17 protein-coding genes are annotated in these 17,154 nt (G+C 72.1%); 5 read left to right on the forward strand and 12 right to left on the reverse strand.

Translation table 11 applies throughout. The features are described 5' to 3' along the window. Positions 1-33 precede the first annotated feature (33 nt). Positions 34-102, forward strand: coding sequence for a trp operon leader peptide (locus J7E93_RS38310; protein ID WP_215067634.1), 69 nt, complete (start codon positions 34-36; stop codon positions 100-102). Between the two features lie 96 nt (positions 103-198). Then, a complete protein-coding gene (locus tag J7E93_RS10090) occupies positions 199-2,097 on the forward strand; it encodes an anthranilate synthase family protein (protein ID WP_215067572.1) in 1,899 nt (632 codons plus the stop codon). Between the two features lie 96 nt (positions 2,098-2,193). On the opposite strand, the gene J7E93_RS10095 is transcribed toward J7E93_RS10090, so the two are convergent. The 5 genes from J7E93_RS10095 to J7E93_RS10115 form a co-directional block, all read right to left on the reverse strand. Beyond that, positions 2,194-3,210, reverse strand: a complete 1,017-nt coding sequence (locus tag J7E93_RS10095) for a 2-hydroxyacid dehydrogenase (RefSeq protein ID WP_215067573.1) — start codon at positions 3,208-3,210, stop codon at positions 2,194-2,196. Between the two features lie 98 nt (positions 3,211-3,308). After that, positions 3,309-4,337, reverse strand: a complete 1,029-nt coding sequence (locus J7E93_RS10100; protein ID WP_215067574.1) for a 6-phosphofructokinase — start codon at positions 4,335-4,337, stop codon at positions 3,309-3,311. A gap of 108 nt (positions 4,338-4,445) precedes the next feature. After that, positions 4,446-5,168 carry a response regulator gene (locus tag J7E93_RS10105; RefSeq protein WP_374105366.1) on the reverse strand — a complete coding sequence of 241 codons (723 nt, stop codon included), beginning with the start codon at positions 5,166-5,168 and terminating at the stop codon, positions 4,446-4,448. Positions 5,169-5,176: 8 nt separating this feature from the next. Then, entirely contained in the window at positions 5,177-6,400 is a 1,224-nt protein-coding gene (macS, locus tag J7E93_RS10110; RefSeq protein WP_215067576.1) for a MacS family sensor histidine kinase, read from the reverse strand. 32 nt (positions 6,401-6,432) lie between these two features. After that, entirely contained in the window at positions 6,433-7,164 is a 732-nt protein-coding gene (locus tag J7E93_RS10115; protein ID WP_215067638.1) for a 1-acyl-sn-glycerol-3-phosphate acyltransferase, read from the reverse strand. Between the two features lie 232 nt (positions 7,165-7,396). Here J7E93_RS10115 and J7E93_RS10120 point away from each other — a divergent pair, with 232 nt between their 5' ends. Both J7E93_RS10120 and J7E93_RS10125 read left to right on the forward strand, forming a co-directional pair. After that, entirely contained in the window at positions 7,397-8,179 is a 783-nt protein-coding gene (locus tag J7E93_RS10120; RefSeq protein WP_215067578.1) for a carboxylesterase, read from the forward strand. After that, positions 8,088-8,792, forward strand: coding sequence for a hypothetical protein (locus tag J7E93_RS10125; protein ID WP_251066322.1), 705 nt, complete (start codon positions 8,088-8,090; stop codon positions 8,790-8,792). Before J7E93_RS10120 ends, J7E93_RS10125 begins: the two co-directional genes overlap by 92 nt. 137 nt (positions 8,793-8,929) lie before the next feature. Here the strand turns inward: J7E93_RS10125 and J7E93_RS10130 are convergent, their stop codons facing one another. The 6 genes from J7E93_RS10130 to J7E93_RS10155 all read right to left on the reverse strand — a co-directional run bounded on the left by J7E93_RS10130 (position 8,930) and on the right by J7E93_RS10155 (position 13,836). Next, entirely contained in the window at positions 8,930-9,673 is a 744-nt protein-coding gene (locus tag J7E93_RS10130) for an endonuclease/exonuclease/phosphatase family protein (RefSeq protein ID WP_215067582.1), read from the reverse strand. A 79-nt stretch (positions 9,674-9,752) separates the two neighbouring features. Further along, positions 9,753-10,694 carry an ROK family glucokinase gene (locus J7E93_RS10135; protein ID WP_215067584.1) on the reverse strand — a complete coding sequence of 314 codons (942 nt, stop codon included), beginning with the start codon at positions 10,692-10,694 and terminating at the stop codon, positions 9,753-9,755. Between the two features lie 66 nt (positions 10,695-10,760). After that, entirely contained in the window at positions 10,761-11,282 is a 522-nt protein-coding gene (locus J7E93_RS10140; protein ID WP_215067586.1) for a DUF5304 domain-containing protein, read from the reverse strand. Positions 11,283-11,323: 41 nt separating this feature from the next. Next, positions 11,324-12,472: an ArsA family ATPase gene (locus J7E93_RS10145; RefSeq protein WP_215067588.1), complete on the reverse strand. Its 1,149-nt coding sequence runs from the start codon at positions 12,470-12,472 to the stop codon at positions 11,324-11,326. A 70-nt stretch (positions 12,473-12,542) separates the two neighbouring features. Further along, positions 12,543-12,983 (reverse strand): SRPBCC family protein, encoded by a 441-nt coding sequence (locus J7E93_RS10150; protein ID WP_215067590.1) that lies wholly within the window; start codon positions 12,981-12,983, stop codon positions 12,543-12,545. Positions 12,984-13,080: 97 nt separating this feature from the next. Continuing rightward, positions 13,081-13,836 carry a metallophosphoesterase gene (locus tag J7E93_RS10155; protein ID WP_215067640.1) on the reverse strand — a complete coding sequence of 252 codons (756 nt, stop codon included), beginning with the start codon at positions 13,834-13,836 and terminating at the stop codon, positions 13,081-13,083. A 268-nt stretch (positions 13,837-14,104) separates the two neighbouring features. On the opposite strand from J7E93_RS10155, the gene J7E93_RS10160 reads away from it, so the two are divergent. After that, complete coding sequence (locus J7E93_RS10160) at positions 14,105-15,901, forward strand: long-chain fatty acid--CoA ligase (RefSeq protein WP_215067592.1); 1,797 nt, start codon at positions 14,105-14,107, stop codon at positions 15,899-15,901. Between the two features lie 79 nt (positions 15,902-15,980). On the opposite strand, the gene J7E93_RS10165 is transcribed toward J7E93_RS10160, so the two are convergent. Further along, positions 15,981-17,123, reverse strand: a complete 1,143-nt coding sequence (locus J7E93_RS10165) for a glycosyltransferase family 4 protein (RefSeq protein ID WP_215067594.1) — start codon at positions 17,121-17,123, stop codon at positions 15,981-15,983. Positions 17,124-17,154: the final 31 nt, after the last annotated feature.

The raw sequence follows: 17,154 nt of genomic DNA on the forward strand, positions 1-17,154 counted from the left end.
CGTTCGCGTGTCCCGCTGGGTTAGAGTGCGGGCATGTTCGCGCACTCGACCCGTCTCTCGACCCAGAACTGGTGGTGGACCGCTCATCCGGCGGCCCACTGACTGCGCGTACACCGAACACGCGAAGGCCGCCCGAGGGGCGGCCTTTTTCGTACCCGGGGCCGTTCCTCTCCCTCCCGGAAGGAACGACGCATCCGCATGGAACTCTCCCGTCTCCTGGACGACTCCTGCCCGCCCTTCGCCCTGCTCCGCAGGCGAACACCGGGCCGTGACCACGACACCGTCGAGGTGCTGATCGGCTCGGTCCACCAGGCCGAGCGGCTGGCCGACCTGCCCGTCGGCGCGCTGCCGACGCTCGCCCTCGTGCCCTTCCGGCAGATCCGCGAGCGCGGCTTCGACGTCCGCGACGACGGCACCCCGCTCTCCGTCCTGGTCGCCGAGGAGGCGCACGAGCTGCCGCTCGCCGCCGCCATGGAGCAGCTGCCGACCCATGAGGTACGGGTGGAGGGCGGCGGGTTCGACGTGTCCGACGCGTCGTACGCCGAGACCGTCCGAAGGGTCATCGACGAGGAGATCGGCTCCGGCGAAGGAGCCAACTTCGTCATCCGCCGCACCTTCACCGGCGAGATCCCGGGCTTCGGGCGCGCCGACGCCCTGGCACTGTTCAGGCGGCTGCTCAGCGGTGAGCGGGGCGCGTACTGGACGTTCGTCGTCCACACCGGGGAGCGCACGCTGGTGGGGGCGAGCCCCGAGGTGCACGTACGGATGTCCGGCGGGACGGTCGTGATGAACCCCATCAGCGGCACCTTCCGCTACCCGGCCGGCGCCGCCCCCACCCCCGAGGACCTGCTGGCCTTCCTCGCCGACCGCAAGGAGACCGAGGAGCTCTCCATGGTGGTCGACGAGGAGCTGAAGATGATGTGCACGGTCGGCGACATGGGCGGGGTGGTGATCGGCCCGCGGCTCAAGGAGATGGCGCACCTCGCGCACACGGAGTACGAGCTGCGCGGCCGTTCGTCCCTGGACGTACGGGAGGTGCTGCGGGAGACGATGTTCGCGGCGACGGTCACCGGCTCACCGGTGCAGAACGCGTGCCGGGTCATCGAGCGCCATGAGGCCGGCGGACGGGGCTACTACGCGGGGGCGCTCGCGCTGCTCGGACAGGACGAGAACGGTGTCCAGACCCTGGACTCCCCCATCCTGATCCGGACCGCCGACATCTCGGCGGAGGGGCACCTGCGGGTGCCGGTCGGCGCGACCCTCGTCCGCCACTCCGACCCGGCGGGCGAGGTCGCCGAGACGCATGCCAAGGCGGCGGGGGTGCTCGCCGCTCTCGGCGTACGCCCCGGGCGTCCGCGCGACGAGTCGCCCCTGGCGCCGCGGCTCGCCGACGACCCTCGGGTGCGGGCGGCGCTGGACGCCCGTCGGGCGGACCTGGCGCCGTTCTGGCTGAAGATGCAGGCGCGGTCCGCGGAGCTGACGGGCCACGCGCTGGTGGTCGACGCCGAGGACACCTTCACGGCGATGCTGGCCCATCTGCTGCGCTCCTCGGGTCTGGAGGTGTCGGTCGTCCGTTACGACGAGCCGGGGCTTCGGGAGCTCGCGCTCGGCCACGACGGCCCGGTGGTGCTCGGGCCGGGGCCGGGCGATCCGGCGGACGCGGCCGACCTGAAGATGCGCTTCCTGCGGGGGCTCACCGCCGATCTGGTCAGGGGGCACCGCCACGGGCTGCTGGGCGTGTGCCTGGGCCATGAGCTGATCGCGGCCGAACTCGGCATGGAGATCGTCCGCAAGCGGACCCCGTTCCAGGGGGCGCAGGTGCGGATCGATCTCTTCGGGCAGGCGCAGACGGTCGGCTTCTACAACAGTTTCACGGCCCGCTGCGACGACCGGGCAGCCACCGAACTGGCGCTGCACCGGATCGAGGTGAGCCGGGACCCGGAGACGGACGAGGTGCACGCGCTGCGCGGACCGGGGTGGGCCTCGCTGCAGTTCCACCCGGAGTCGGTGCTGACAATGGCAGGCGCGGAGATGATCGCCGGTCTACTTGCCGCGATGCCCGCGACTCGTGTGACCGGAGGCGATCCCGCTCGTTGAGCCCGTGCTGCACGTCGGTTCCCCGCCTCCGGGGATGGTCCTTGGACACCTGCCAAGCCTGGCCCGCGCTGCGCCTGCTCCCCGCCTCAGCGGGGCTCAGTCCTCCCGGCCCCCGGCAACGGCGGCCGGGACCAGGACGTTCTCGCTGCGCCGCCCCGCGGTGTAGTCGAGGACGTTCTGGACGGTCGTCGCGACGATCTGGCCGACCGCGTCGACGGTGTAGTACGCCTGGTGGGAGGTGACCACGACGTTCGGGAAGGTCACCAGGCGGGCCAGGGTGTCGTCCTCGACGACCTCCAGGGACTTGTCGAGGAAGAAGAGCCCGGCCTCCGCCTCGTACACGTCGAGTCCGACTCCGGAGAACCGGCCGGCGCGGAGTTCGCGGACCAGGGCCTCGGTGTCGACGAGGCCGCCGCGGCTGGAGTTCACCAGGATGACGTCGTCCTTCATGGTCTTCAGGGCGGTGGCGTCGATGAGACGGCGGGTGGCCGGGAGCAGTGGTACATGCAGGCTGATCAGGTCGGACTCGGCGAAGAGCCGCTTCTTGTCGACGTACTCCATGCCGAGTTCCACACAGGCGGGGTTCTCGGCGACGTCCCAGCCGAGAAGGTTCATGCCGAAGCCGTGCGCGATGCGGGTGAACGCCTCGCCGATCTTCCCGGTGCCGAGGACGCCGACGGTGCGGCCGCGCAGGTCGCGGCCCATCAGTCCGTCGAGCCGGAAGTCGAAGTCGCGGGTCCGGTTCGAGGCGCGGACGATCCGCCGGTTCACGGCCATCGCCAGGGTCCAGGCGAATTCGGCGACGGAGTACGGGGAGTAGTACGAGACCCGGGCGACGGTGAGGCCCAGCCGGGCGGCGGTGTCGAGGTCGATGTTGTTGAAGCCCGTGGAGCGCTGGGCGATCAGCTTCGTACCGCCCGCGGCCAGTGTGCGCAGGACCTGGCCGCCGAGGTCGGCGTTGACGCTGGTGGACACGGCCTCGTATCCGGCGGCGATGGGGGCCGTGTCCTCGGTGAGGAAGACGTCCAGGCAGCGGACGTCGTGGTGGCCGTGGAAGGCCTTCTCGATCAGCGGCTTCTCGTCCGCCTGCACACCGAACGCCAGGATCTCCACGGAGCCCCTCCGGGGGTTTGCCGGAATTGTCTGGTACCCGGCGAATATACGGCCCCCGGAGGCGGTTCGCGTGCCGTCCTGTCCTCGACCGATGGACCTCAGCCGAAGAAGACCCCGACCTCCGCGTAGAGCGCCGGATCGACGGTCTTGAGCCGCGCGGTCGCCTCGGAGATGGGGACGCGGACGATGTCGGTGCCGCGCAGGGCGACCATCTTCCCGAAGTCGCCGTCGCGGACCGCGTCGATGGCGTGCAGACCGAAGCGGGTGGCGAGCCAGCGGTCGAAGGCGCTCGGCGTGCCGCCCCGCTGGACATGACCGAGGACGGTGGTGCGGGCCTCCTTGCCGGTCCGCCGCTCGATCTCCTTGGCGAGCCACTCCCCCACCCCGGAGAGCCGGACGTGCCCGTACGAGTCGAGCGTGCCGTCCTTGAGCACCGCCTCACCGTCCCGGGGCATCGCCCCCTCGGCGACGACCACGATCGGCGCGTACGTGGCCTGGAAGCGCGAGGTGACCCAGGCGCAGACCTGGTCGAGGTCGAAGCGCTGCTCGGGGATGAGGATGACGTTGGCGCCGCCGGCGAGCCCGGAGTGGAGCGCGATCCACCCCGCGTGGCGCCCCATCACCTCGACCACCAGGACGCGCATATGGGACTCGGCCGTGGTGTGGAGGCGGTCGATGGCCTCGGTGGCGATACCGACGGCGGTGTCGAAGCCGAAGGTGTAGTCGGTGCCGGAGAGGTCGTTGTCGATGGTCTTCGGGACACCGACGCAGGGAACGCCGTACTCGTCGACCAGCCGGGCGGCGACGCCGAGGGTGTCCTCGCCGCCGATCGCGATCAGGGCGTCGATCTCGCTCTTGGCGAGGTTCTCCTTGATCCGGCGGATGCCGCCGTCCACCGCGAGCGGGTTGGTGCGGGAGGAGCCGAGGATCGTGCCGCCGCGCGGCAGGATGCCCCGCACGGCGGGGATGTCGAGCCGTACCGTGCGGCCCTCCAGGGGGCCGCGCCAGCCGTCGCGGAACCCGGTGAACGCGTAACCGTACTCTTGGACGCCCTTGCGGACGATGCCGCGGATGACCGCGTTGAGACCGGGGCAGTCGCCTCCCCCGGTCAGTACGCCGACGTGCATGGAGATCTCCTTCGCCGTGGCCGACGGTGCGGACGACCCACGCTAGTAGTGACGTGGGTCACTCCGACACGGCATGGAGAGTGAATTGTCGGCGCGGGGCCGACACGCTCAGGCGTCGTCGAGGCCGCGCTCGATGGCGTACCGGACGAGTTCGACGCGGTTGTGCAGCTGGAGCTTGCCGAGCGTGTTCTGGACGTGGTTCTGCACGGTCCGGTGGGAGATGACCAGGCGCTCGGCGATCTGCTTGTAGCTCAGGCCCTTGGCGACGAGCCGCAGGACCTCGGTCTCGCGCTCGGTGAGCTGCGGGGCCTTGGGCTCGTCGGCGCCGGCCGCCGGGGCGGGTTCGGACGCGAGGCGGCGGTACTCGCCGAGGACGAGTCCCGCGAGGCCGGGCGTGAAGACGGGGTCGCCGACGGCGGTGCGGCGCACCGCGTCGATCAGCTCGGCCGTACTGGCGGACTTGAGGAGATAGCCGGTGGCACCGGACTTGACCGCCTCCAGGACGTCGGCGTGCTCACCGCTCGCGGAGAGCACCAGGACCCGCAGCCTGGGGTTGGCGCCGACCAGCTCCTTGCAGACCTGGACGCCCGGCTTGGCGGGCAGGTTGAGGTCCAGGACCAGGACGTCCGGGCCGACGGCCCCGGCCCGGCGTACGGCCTGCTCACCGTCGCCGGCCGTGGCGACCACGTCGAAGCCCGCCTCGGCGAGGTCGCGGGCGACCGCGTCCCGCCACATCGGGTGGTCGTCGACGACCATCACCCGGATCGGTCCGGCCGTCCGCTCCTCGTCCACCTGCTGATCCACCCGCGGTTCCGCCTGCTCTTCGCTCATCTGTCCGTTCACCTTCCCCCGTGGGTCCCGCGATCCCGCGGCACCTTCAACTCGACTTCCGTGCCCTGGCCCGGGACCGAGATCAGCTCGGCCGTGCCGCCCAGATCCCGCAGTCTCCCCCGGATGGAGAGGGCGACGCCCATCCGGCCCTCGCCCTCCGCCTGTGCGAGCCGGCCCTCCGGGATGCCCGGGCCGTCGTCCCGTACCGTCACGATCACCTCGTCCGGCCAGTCCTCGACCAGGATCCACGCCCGCGCGCTCTCGCCCGCGTGCACCCGGACATTGTCCAGGGCGGCGCCGACAGCGGCCGCCAGCTCACGGGCGGGGGCCGGCGGGAGCAGGACCGGGGCGCCCGGGTCCGAGAGCGTGACCTTCGCGCCGGCCCGCGGGGCGAGCAGGGTGCGCAGATCGACCGGGCAGCCGGCACCGGCCGCGTCCTCGTCGGGATCGTCGACGAAGCGGACCACGGCTCCCTCGGACTCGTCCTCGGAGACCAGCGACGGGCGGGTGAGTCCGCCGGCGACCAGGGTACGGAGGGCGACCTCCTGCTCCCCGGCCATCCGGCCCAGTTCGGCGGCCTCGCCGCCCAGGGCCGTGCCGCGCCGCTGCACCATCGCGAGGACCTGGAGCACGCTGTCGTGGATGTCCCGGGCGAGGCGCTCGCGCTCCCGGGTCGCCGCCTCGATCTCCAGGGCCCGGGCGAGGGTGCGCTCGGAGGCGCGGGCGACCTCGACGACGTACCCGATGGCGATGGACGCCACCCACACCAGCAGGACGTTGTGGAGGGTGTCCCGGCTTGGGGTGCCGCGCTCGACAATATTGGCGACGGCGACCAGCGAGGAGGCGAAACCGGCCCAGCGCCAGCCGCCCTTGATCGCGTACGCCAGGACGGCGCCCGCGGTCCATATCGACGGCAGGGTCGGGCCGTCGACGCTCCGGGCCTGCTCGTCGGCGAGCGGGGTGAGCAGGATGCCCGTCAGGGCGACGGCCAGGTCGGCGACGAGGAAGCGCTTGGTGCAGCTGGCCGCGTTCGCGACCTTCGGCAGCGTGGCCAGCGTCCAGAGGCACATGACGGCGAGGAAGGCGACGGCCACCCAGGGCCGTTCGTACCGGTCACGGCCGAAGCCGAAGATCAGGACCGCGTAGATCATCGTCAGGACGCGGTACGCGGTGAGCGCGCGCCACAGCGGCTGCTCGACCGACATCCGCACGACACGCTCGCGCTTGGCCATCTCCCCCACCCCCGGGCGCTCCCCAGCGGGGATCAGGCGCCGGACTCTTCCCGCGCCGCGATCTCTTCCTTCACGGCCTCCTTGGCGGCCTTCTCGGCCTCCGCGAGCTGCCGCTTGGCGGCCGTCGCGTAGATGTCCACGTACTCCTGGCCGGACAGCTTCATGATCTCGTACATGACCTCGTCGGTCACCGAGCGGAGGATGAAGCGGTCCCCCTCCATGCCGTGGTAGCGGCTGAAGTCCAGCGGCTTGCCGATCCGGATCCCCGGACGCATCAGCTTGGGGACGACCTTGCCGGGTGGCTGGATCTTCTCGGTGTCGATCATGGCGACCGGGATGACGGGCGCGCCGGTGGCGAGGGCCACGCGGGCGAGGCCGCCGGGCTTGCCGCGGTAGAGGCGGCCGTCCGGCGAACGCGTGCCCTCGGGGTAGATCCCGAAGAGCCCGCCCTTCTCGATGACCTCGATACCGGCCTTGATGGCCGCCTCACCGGCGCCGCGAGCGCCCGAGCGGTCGACCGGGAGCTGGCCGACGCCCTTGAAGAAGGCGGCGGTGAGCTTGCCCTTCACACCGGGCGAGGTGAAGTACTCGGCCTTGGCGATGAAGGTGACCTTGCGGTCGAGGACGGCGGGCAGGAAGAAGGAGTCCGAGAAGGACAGGTGGTTGCTCGCGAGGATCGCCGGCCCCTCGGCGGGAATGTTCTCGAGGCCCTCCACCCACGGCCTGAAGGCGAGCTTCAGTGACCCTCCGATGGAGAACTTCATTGCGCCGTAGATCAACTCGAGTACCTTCCGTGTGCTGTCGAACAGACCTTATCCCGCCTTGTCGCCCATCCCTCGGCGGGAGCGGCCGACGACGGCGTACCTTGGTGCGAACGGCCCTGGTCGGTGTCGGTCCGGTCGCGTACGGTGAAGGTCCTTCCCCTTTTGTCGTCGCTTCGTCGGACCCTGAAGCTTCGTCGGATCCCCGAAGCCGAACCCCGAACAGGAGACCCCGGTGCCGGTCCTTCCTGGAGCCGAGCCGTACCGCCACGAAGGCGGAGAGGTCGGCGTCCTTCTCTGTCACGGATTCACCGGTTCTCCGCAGTCGATGCGGCCCTGGGCCGAGTATCTGGCCGCGCGGGGCGTGACGGTGTCGCTGCCGCTGCTGCCGGGGCACGGCACCCGCTGGCAGGACATGCAGCTCACCACCTGGCAGGACTGGTACGCGGAGGTGGACCGGGCGCTTCAGGAGCTGCTCGCGCGCTGCTCCCAGGTCTTCGTCTTCGGTCTGTCGATGGGCGGGGCGCTGTCGCTGCGCCTGGCGGCCAGGCACGGGGACGCGGTCCGCGGCCTCGTGCTGGTGAACCCGGGCAACAAGGTGCACGGTGTGGCGGCGCACGCGCTGCCGGTGGTCCGCCACTTCGTGCCCTCGACGAACGGCATCGCCAGCGACATCGCCAAGGAGGGCGTGGCGGAGATCGGCTACGACCGGGTGCCGCTGCACGCCGCGTACTCGCTGCGGCGGTTCTTCCAGGTGGTGGACGCCGAGCTGCCGCAGGTCACGCAGCCGATCGTGCTGCTGCACAGCCCCCAGGACCATGTGGTGCCGCCGGCCGACTCGGCCCGCATCCTGAGCCGGGTCTCCTCGACGGACGTGACGGAGATCCTGCTGGAACAGAGCTACCACGTGGCGACGTTGGACCACGATGCGGAGCGGATCTTCGAGGAGAGCTGGGCGTTCATCGGCCGGCTCGCTCCGGACGTGGTCGGGGAGAAGGGGAGCACCAGCAGTGGCTGAGCAGCAGGACGGTGAGCGCGAGCCGCAGCCCATCGACGAGGAGGCCGCCTGGGCGGCGATCGTCGCCGGGTACGGCGAGGAGCCGGCGGACCCTTCGCCGGGGGGCGAGCGCGTCCGTCCGGTGGAGGATCTGGCGCTCCCGGAGCCGCCGGAGGAGGACGACGACGGCGACGAGCCGGCGGCGGGCGACGACGGGGACGAGGACGAGGAGCCGGAGAGACCGGCGCTCGGCAGCTCGGTCGTCTTCGCACCGGGGGTGGGCGTGGGCCCAGGCCCGCGCGACTATCGGCTCACCGATCCCGACGAGGAGCCGGCGGAGGGCCGCAAGAGCGGCCGGAGCGGCAAGGACGACGGCGACGAGGGGCACTTCGTGCCGCCGGAGCCGCCACCGCTGCCGGAGGCGGACGCGACGACGAAGTTCGCCTGGCTGGGCGTGGCGGGCGGCCCGGTGCTCATGCTGGTGGCGGTGCTGTTCGGCTGGGACATGACGTGGTGGCTGACGACGCTGTGCGTGGGCGGCTTCCTGGGCGGCTTCGCGACGCTGGTGGCCCGGATGAAGCACGACGACGACGATGACGGCTACGACGACCCGGGCCGCGGCGCGGTGGTGTAGGGCCGCACGCTTCGGCCCGGCACCGCTTCGTTCGGTGCACGTCCTGCTCAGGCCGCTTCCTTCGGCGTACGCCGTGCTCGCGCCGCTTCCTTCGGCGTACGCCGTGCTCGCGCCGCTTCCTTCGGCGTACGCCGTGCTCAGCTCGCCGGGATCCTGACCGCCGCGAGGACCGGCAGGTGGTCCGTCGCCGCCCTGAGGTCCGCCTCCGGGAGGTCCGTGGGGACACCGCAGCCGAGGAACTGAACGCCCGGGGTGGCCAGGATCGCGTCGATGCGCTGGTGCGGGTCCGTGGGCGTGGAGGTGTACTCGCCGCCCCAAGGACTGACCGCCCAGCCGTCCTGGAGCTCCTTCGCCAGCCGGGTGAAGCTCCGGCCGTCCGGGCGCTCGTTGAGGTCACCGGCGACGATCGTGTGCGGGGCGCCCATGGCGGCGACCCGGTCGAGGACCATGCCGGCCTGGGCGTACCTCTCGTCCGCCCGCAGGCTGAGGTGGCAGCTGATCAGCCCCACCCGGGCGCCGGCGAACCGCACGACGGCGGTCGCGAGGCCGCGGCGGTGCAGTCCGGGGGTGAGCGGCAGCAGGACGTCCTCGGTGCGCTCGACGGTGGCCCGCAGGGAGCACAGCAGCAGCGGCCCGGCGGCCGTGGCCCCGCCGCTCAGGACGAGGAGTTCGCTCTTGGCGGCGAGCCGGGCGGCGTGCTTGCGCCAGCGGAAGAAGCGCGGCGCCTCCTGGACGAACACGAGGTCGGGCGCGCAGGCCCGGATGACCCGGGCGAGCGCGTCCTCGTCGTCCCGCAGGGACCGGACGTTGTAGCTCAGCACCCGCAGGACGGCCGAACCGTCCTCTTCGGTGCGGGAGTTGGGCAGGTCACTGATCGCCATGCCGAGCAACATACGACAACCGCCCGCCGTACCCCGAGGGGCACGGCGGGCGGTGGCCGCTCTGCGTTCGTACGGGTGCTCAGCCCTGGCGTGCCAGGTCCGCCGCGCCCACCAGTCCGGCCTTCCCGCCGAGCTGGGCCGCGAGAACCTGGGCGTGCGGCCGCCACTGTCCGCCGATCAGCCAGCGGCGGAAGGACTTCCGGATCGGGTCGAGGACCAGCTCGCCCTCGTCCGACACACCGCCGCCGACGATGAACGCCGACGGGTCGAAGAGGGACGCCAGGTCGGCGAGGCCGGCGCCCGCCCAGCGGGCCAGCTCGCGGAAGGAGTCCACGGCCACCGGGTCGCCCTGGCGTGCCGCGGCGCTGACGTGCTTGCCCTCGATGCCGTCGGGCGTGCCGTCGCCGAGGCGGAGCAGGATCTCCGCGTTCTCCGGTGTCGCGTTGGCGCGCTGCTTCGCGTACCGGACGAGCGCGCGGCCGGAGGCGTACTGCTCCCAGCAGCCCTGGCTGCCGCAGCCGCACAGCAGGCCGTCCGGGACGACCCGGATGTGGCCGAACTCCGCCGCGACGCCGAAGCGTCCGCGGCGCAGCTTGTTGCCGATGATGATGCCGCCGCCGAGCCCGGTGCCGAGCGTGATGCAGATGACGTCCTCGTGTCCCTGCCCCGCACCGAACTTGTACTCGCCCCAGGCGGCCGCGTTCGCGTCGTTCTCGACGACGACGGGCAGGCCGACCCGCTGCTCGACCTTGTCCTTCAGCGGCTCGTGCCGCCAGTCGATGTTCGGCGCGAAGAGGACGGTGGCGCGCTTGTCGTCGACATAGCCCGCGGCACCGATGCCGACAGCCTCGATCTGATGACCCTTGCCGGCCTCCGAGACCGCGGCGCAGATCGCGTCCACGATGCCTTCGGGCGTCGGCGGGGTGGGCACCTTGTGCGTGTCGAGGATGTTGCCCTCCTCGTCGACCACGCCGGCCGCGATCTTCGTGCCGCCGATGTCGACGCCGATGGTGAGTCCCATGTGTCCCTCAGTTTTCGGTCGAGCCCCGCTAAGGCCCACCGTACCCGAGGGCGCCGGCCCACCTGGTCAGTCCAGGTCGATGTGCTGCCCGGTTCCGGTGCCTTCGTCGTCCCCGCCGGGGCCGGCGTCGGTCGGGCCGTCGCCCTTGCGCGGGTGCTCCTCGCGCGGGTGCTCCTTGCGCGGGTCTTCCTTGTCCAGGTCTTCCTTCTGGAGGTCTTCCTTCTGGAGGTCGTCCTCGCGCGTCCAGCGGGTCTCATGGGCCTCGACCGCGGACCGGTAGGCGGCGAGCAGCTCGTTGCCCGCTGCCGCGAGGTGGTCGAAGACCTGCGGGTTGCGCTCGACGACCGGCTCGACGGCGGCCTTCGCCTGATTGACGAGCTGCTGGACGGTCTGCTGCACGGCGCCCTGGGCGGCCATGCCCATCAGCGGGTTCCGCAGCGAGGAGACCTTGTCGGCGACGGCGTCGAAGAGTTTGCGGAACTCCTCGGCGGCCGACCCGGGCTCCGCGCCGGCGCGGGCGCGGCGGCGGGCCCTCTCTGCCTCCAGGTCCTCGGCGCACGCCTTGGCCCAGGCATCCGAATCGCTCATGGCGTACTCCTTACGGCTTATACCGTCGACGGTACACGCCGTCACGGGGTCCGTTGCGATGTCTTCGGCCAGAGTCCGGGAACGGGGGTGAAGCGCACCCTCAGATCGCCGTCGACCAGCCCGGCGCCGGAGACGGTGCAGCGGCGCAGGGCGGGCGGCAGCGGCACGGCCCGCCGGAACGGGCCGGCCTCCAGGAGGAGTTCGTCCCCCCGGCGTACGAGGGAGAGCTCGCCCTTGACGGCGCCGGGGAGGGGCAGGTGCCAGACGAGGATGCCCTCCTCGGCACGGCGGTCCTCGACGCTCCGGTCGGGCACGGCGGCCGGCGGGCCCACCTCGACGGCGAGCAGGTCGAGGTCCTCCGGGCCCCGGGGGGCGCGGCCGAGGTGCGGCAGCGCGTGGACGGTCCCGGTGTGCTCGGTACGGAGCCGCTCCAGGTGCTTGTGCTGCTCGGCGGTCAGTCCGGCGAACCAGGGGTCCGGAGAGTCGGCGGGGAGCAGCCGGTTGGCGATGACCAGGTCGAGGGCGAGGCCGTGGAGGGCGAGGCCGAGCCGGGCGGTGCACAGGGCGTCGACGGCCGCCGGGCCGGGTTCGACGACGAGCCGGACGGTGGTGGCCGGGGCGTCGACGACGGCCTGGACGGCGGCGAGCTCGGCCTCCCATCGGCCGGTCGTCCCGTACAGCCACTGCGCGGGCATGGGGACCCCGGCCAGCTGGGCGAGCATCGGGCGCAGGGCGCGGGCGGCCTGCCGTTCGGGCGGCAGGAGGCGGCGCAGGTAGCGGCGGAGCTGGGCGGGCAGGGCGAGGACGGCGAGGGCCTCGTCGAGCGGCGGCATGTCGACGACGACCAGGTCCCGGTCGCCGGCGGCGGCGTCGCGCAGGGCGCGGAGCAGGGCGAACTGTCTGCTGCCGGGGAGCTCGGTCAGTTCGGCGTCCTCCAGCGGGGCGGCGCCCAGGAGGTCGAGGGCGGCGCCGGAGCGGGCCTGGAGGGCGAGGAACTCGCGGCGGAAGTCGGCGCCGGGGTCGGGGCGGAGGATCCGGAGACCCTTGTCCCCGTCCGCCCCGAGGGCCGTGTCGGCCTCGGCCGAGACCAGAAGCACCTGGCGCCCGGCCCGCGCCTCGGCGAGGGCGGTGGCCGCGGCGACGGTGGTGCGTCCGGCGCCGCCGGGGCCGGTCACCAGGATGATCCTCATGTCGGGGAACGTTACCGGTGCCGTACGGGCCGGGCCCTGGAGCCCTGCCCGCCCCGCACGCCGCGAGGACCTACGCCCCCGACTCCACGCGCTTCTTCAGGCCCGCCAGCGCGCGGTCGATGATGACCTTCTCGGCCTTGCGCTTGATCATGCCCAGCATGGGGATCTTGACGTCGACCGTCAGCTGGTACGTCACCTCGGTGCGGTCGCCGCCCGCCGGGGTCAGACGGTAGGAGCCGTCCAGCGCGCGCAGCATCTGGGACTTGACCAGCGTCCAGGAGACCTCGTTGTCGCCGGTCCAGGTGTACGCGAGGGTGTGGTCGTCCTTGATGGCGCCCGCGTCGAGCAGCAGCCGGACCTTCTCCGCGCGGCCGGCCGCGTCCGTCGCCAGGACCTCGGCCTCCTTCACCTCGCCCGTCCACTCCGGGTAGCGGGCGAAGTCGGCGATCACACCCATGACGTCGGCCGGCGCCGCCTCGATGGTGATGCTCGAGCTGGTGTGTTCGGCCATCGCGGTGGCTCCTCCACTGTGCGGTCCGGCGGAAGTCGAAGGGCACGAACGTGCCGACCCGAAGGCTATCGCGCCCCCGGGGGCCGCCCCGCACCGCTCACCACTCCAGCGCCCAGGGCCGCCCCGTCGACGCGAAGTGCCCCACGTTGACGCACTCGGTCGCGGCGACGCGCATCCGCCGCGCCAGGGGCTGGTGGACATGGCCGAAGAGCGCGTACCGCGGCCGGGTGCGCCGGATCGCGTCGAGCAGGGCCCGGCTGCCGCGCTCGAAGCGCCGTGCCACCGTGTCGTAGGTCAGCTCCGGCACGTCGGGCGGGATGTGGCTGCACAGCACGTCGACCTCGCCGAGCGCCTCGACCTTCGCGGCGTACTCCTCGTCGGAGATCTCGTACGGAGTCCGCATGGGCGTGCGCAGGCCGCCGCCCACGAAGCCGAAGACGCGGCCCCCGATCTCGATCCGCTCCCCGTCGAGGACGGTGGTGCCCGGCCCGGCGTACTCCGGCCAGAGGCTGGGGATGTCGACGTTCCCGTAGGTGGCGTAGGTGGGGGTCGGGAAGGCCGCGAAGAGCTCCTGGTACTGGCGCCGTACGGCGGACTCGATGGCCGTGTCCCGGTCGACCTCCAGCTCGGACCAGAGCCGTCGGCCCAGCTCGCGGGCGTCGTCGAAGCGGCGGGCGGTGCGCAGTTCGACGATGAGGTCGGCGTTCTCGACGCCGAAGAGGTCGGGGAAGATGCCTCGGCTGTGGTCGGCGTAGTCGAGGAAGAGCACCAGGTCACCCAGGCAGATGAGGGCGTCCGCACCTTGCCCCGCCTTGGCGAGGGCGCCGGTGTTGCCGTGCACGTCGCTGACCACGTTGATCCTCATGCGGCTCAGCCTAGGGCGTCGGACCTGCGGTTACTTCCGAGTCCGTGAAGCTGTGGATTACTGTGCGCGAAGCACCGCCATGCGTGTGTGACGCACCGAACATCTGACCAGGACCCCCTATCGGGAACCGAGTACTGGTGGGTAACGTCCGGGCAGTCCAGTCGTGCTCACCCCCACTGAGCACCTGCCCGATCTTGGACCGCACCGGTGCATCACACAGAGCCGTGGCGCCGGCGCCCGATGAGGAGCAGCAGTCTTGCGCGAGTTCAGCCTTCCGGCCCTGTACGAGGTCCCCACGGACGGCAATCTGACGGATCTCATCCGCCGTAACGCGTCTCAGCACCCAGATGTCGCCGTGATGGGGCGCAAGGTGGCCGGCGTCTGGACGGACGTCACCGCCCAGCAGTTCCTCGCCGAGGTCCGCGGGGTCGCGAAGGGGCTGATCGCCGCCGGTGTCGAGCCGGGAGACCGGGTGGCGCTGCTGTCGCGGACCCGTTACGAGTGGGTGCTCCTCGACTTCGCGATCTGGAGCGCGGGCGCGGTCACCGTGCCGGTGTACGAGACGAGCTCGCCGGAGCAGATCCAGTGGATCCTCGGCGACTCGGGCGCCTCGCTCGTCCTCGTCGAGTCGGCGGCGCACCAGGAGTCGGTGGAGTCGGTCCGGGCGAACCTGCCGGAGCTCAAGGGCGTCTGGCAGATCGAGGCCGACGCGGTCGCCCGGCTGACCGCGACCGGCGCGGACGTCTCCGACGAGCTGCTGGACGAGCGGATGTCGTCGGCGCACGCGGACGACCCGGCGACGATCGTCTACACCTCCGGCACCACCGGCCGCCCCAAGGGCTGTGTGCTGACGCACCGGGCGTTCTTCGCCGAGTGCGGCAACGTCGTGGAACGCCTCAAGCCGCTGTTCCGTACGGGCGAGTGCTCGGTCCTGCTCTTCCTGCCCGCCGCCCATGTCTTCGGCCGGCTGGTCGAGGTCGCCTCCGTGATGGCGCCGATCAAGCTCGGCTGTGTGCCGGACATCAAGAACCTCACCGATGAGCTGGCCTCTTTCCGGCCGACGCTGATCCTCGGTGTGCCGCGCGTCTTCGAGAAGGTCTACAACTCGGCGCGGGCGAAGGCGCAGGCGGACGGCAAGGGCAAGATCTTCGACAAGGCGGCGCACACGGCGATCGCGTACAGCCGGGCGATCGGCAGCCCGCAGGGCCCGTCCCTGGGGCTGAGGATCAAGCACAAGGTCTTCGACAAGCTGGTCTTCTCCAAGCTGCGCGCGGTCCTGGGCGGGCGCGGCGAGTACGCGATCTCGGGCGGCGCGCCGCTGGGCGAGCGACTGGGCCACTTCTTCCGCGGCATCGGCTTCACGGTGCTCGAGGGGTACGGCCTGACGGAGTCCTGCGCGGCGACGGCGTTCAACCCGTGGGACCGGCAGAAGATCGGCACGGTCGGGCAGCCGCTGCCGGGCTCGGTGGTGCGGATCGCCGACGACGGCGAGGTACTGCTGCACGGCGAGCACATCTTCACCGGTTACTGGAAGAACGAGACCGCGACGGCGGAGGCGCTGGCCGACGGCTGGTTCCACACCGGTGACATCGGCACGCTGGACGAGGACGGCTACCTCGCGATCACCGGCCGGAAGAAGGAGATCCTGGTGACGGCCGGCGGCAAGAACGTCGCCCCGGCGGTCATCGAGGACCGGATCCGGGCGCACGCGCTGGTCGCGGAGTGCATGGTGGTGGGCGACGGTCGGCCGTTCGTCGGCGCGCTGGTCACCCTGGACGAGGAGTTCCTGGGCCGCTGGGCCGCGGAGCACGGCAAGCCGGCGGGCTCGACGGCGGCGTCGCTGCGCGAGGACTCGGAGCTGCTCGCCGAGGTGCAGCGGGCGGTGGACGACGGCAACGCGGCGGTGTCCAAGGCGGAGTCGGTACGGAAGTTCCGGATCCTGAACTCCCAGTTCACCGAGGAGGCCGGCCACATCACGCCCTCGCTGAAGCTCAAGCGCAATGTGGTGGCGAAGGACTTCGCGGACGAGATCGAGGCGATCTACCGGGGCTGACCCGAACGCGGGACGCCCCCCGGCCCACCCCATGACGGGGTGGGACCGGGGGGCGTCCTGCGTGCGGGCTCCATGCGGGCTACAGGAGTTCCCTGAGGCGCTCGGCGAGCAGGTCCCAGCGCCAGCGCTCCTCGACCCAGGCCCGGCCCCGCTCGCCCATGCGTCGGCGGAGCTCGGGGTCGAGGAGCAGGGTCGCGATCCGGTCCGCCGAGTCCTCGGGGACTCCGCCGCGCACGACCCAGCCCGTCTCGCCGTCCAGGACCGCGTCCGGTGCGCCGCCCGAGTCGCCGGCGACGACCGGGAGCCCGGTGGCCGAGGCCTCCAGGTAGACGATGCCGAGGCCCTCGACGTCGAGGCCGCCCCGGCGCGTGCGGCAGGGCATGGCGAAGACGTCTCCGGCGCCGTAGTGGGCCGGCAGTTCCTCCCACGGCACCGCGCCCGTGAAACGTACGGATTCGGCCACTCCGGTCGTCGCCGCCAGGCGCCGCAGGTCCTTCTCGTAGGGGCCGCCCCCGACGATCAGCAGCACCGCGTCCGGGACCCGCCGCAGGATCGCCGGCATGGCGCGGATCAGGGTGTCCTGGCCCTTGCGGGGGACGAGCCGGGAGACGCACACGACCACGGGCCGGTCGCTCAGCCCGAGCCGTTCGCGTACCGCCTCGCCGCCCGATCCCGGGTGGAAGGTCTTCTCGTCCACGCCCGGCGGGAGCTGTGTCATCCGCCCCGCCGCGGCCGGTGTCAGCGCGGCCGCGATCCGCGAGCGCGTGTACTCGCCGAGGTACGTGAGGGTGTCCGTACCCTCGCCGATCCGCCGCAACAGCTGCCGGGAGGCGGGCAGTTGCGCCCAGCCCGCCTCATGGCCGTGCGTGGTCGCCACCAGGCGCCGCGCCCCGGCCGCGCGCAGTGCGGGCGCCATCAGGCCGAGTGGCGCCGCCGCCCCGAACCAGACCGACTCGCAGCCGTGCTCGCGGAGCAGCCCGGCCGCCCGCGCGGTGACCCGAGGAGTCGGCAGCAGCATGGTCGTGCGGTCGCGCACGACCGCGAAGGGCTGCTCCGCGTCGAACGCGGCGGTCGCCTCGATCCCCTCCCGGCCGCGCTTCCAGGTGGAGGCGTAGACGACGATCCGGTCGGGGTCCAGGCGCAGCGCCATGTTGTGCAGGAACGCCTGGATTCCGCCGGGACGTGGCGGGAAGTCGTTGGTTACGATCAGGGTCTTGTGCATCGTCGCCGAATCTACGTGACCGCACCCCCCG

Origin of the sequence: Streptomyces sp. ISL-36 (assembly GCF_018614205.1) — a bacterium.
Classification (GTDB): Bacteria; Actinomycetota; Actinomycetes; order Streptomycetales; family Streptomycetaceae; genus Streptomyces.

Bases quoted from the DNA above. Each gene is read 5' to 3' on its own strand.
- J7E93_RS10130 (WP_215067582.1), bottom strand. From the start codon at position 9,673: ATGGCGATCAGTGACCTGCCCAACTCCCGCACCGAAGAGGACGGTTCG.
- J7E93_RS10105 (WP_374105366.1), bottom strand. From the start codon at position 5,168: ATGAGCGAAGAGCAGGCGGAACCGCGGGTGGATCAGCAGGTGGACGAG.
- J7E93_RS10090 (WP_215067572.1), top strand. From the start codon at position 199: ATGGAACTCTCCCGTCTCCTGGACGACTCCTGCCCGCCCTTCGCCCTG.
- J7E93_RS10150 (WP_215067590.1), bottom strand. From the start codon at position 12,983: ATGGCCGAACACACCAGCTCGAGCATCACCATCGAGGCGGCGCCGGCC.
- J7E93_RS10115 (WP_215067638.1), bottom strand. From the start codon at position 7,164: ATGAAGTTCTCCATCGGAGGGTCACTGAAGCTCGCCTTCAGGCCGTGG.
- J7E93_RS10125 (WP_251066322.1), top strand. From the start codon at position 8,088: ATGCGGAGCGGATCTTCGAGGAGAGCTGGGCGTTCATCGGCCGGCTCG.
- J7E93_RS10140 (WP_215067586.1), bottom strand. From the start codon at position 11,282: ATGAGCGATTCGGATGCCTGGGCCAAGGCGTGCGCCGAGGACCTGGAG.
- J7E93_RS10100 (WP_215067574.1), bottom strand. From the start codon at position 4,337: ATGCACGTCGGCGTACTGACCGGGGGAGGCGACTGCCCCGGTCTCAAC.
- macS (WP_215067576.1), bottom strand. From the start codon at position 6,400: ATGGCCAAGCGCGAGCGTGTCGTGCGGATGTCGGTCGAGCAGCCGCTG.
- J7E93_RS10145 (WP_215067588.1), bottom strand. From the start codon at position 12,472: ATGAGGATCATCCTGGTGACCGGCCCCGGCGGCGCCGGACGCACCACC.
- J7E93_RS10135 (WP_215067584.1), bottom strand. From the start codon at position 10,694: ATGGGACTCACCATCGGCGTCGACATCGGCGGCACGAAGATCGCGGCC.
- J7E93_RS10165 (WP_215067594.1), bottom strand. From the start codon at position 17,123: ATGCACAAGACCCTGATCGTAACCAACGACTTCCCGCCACGTCCCGGC.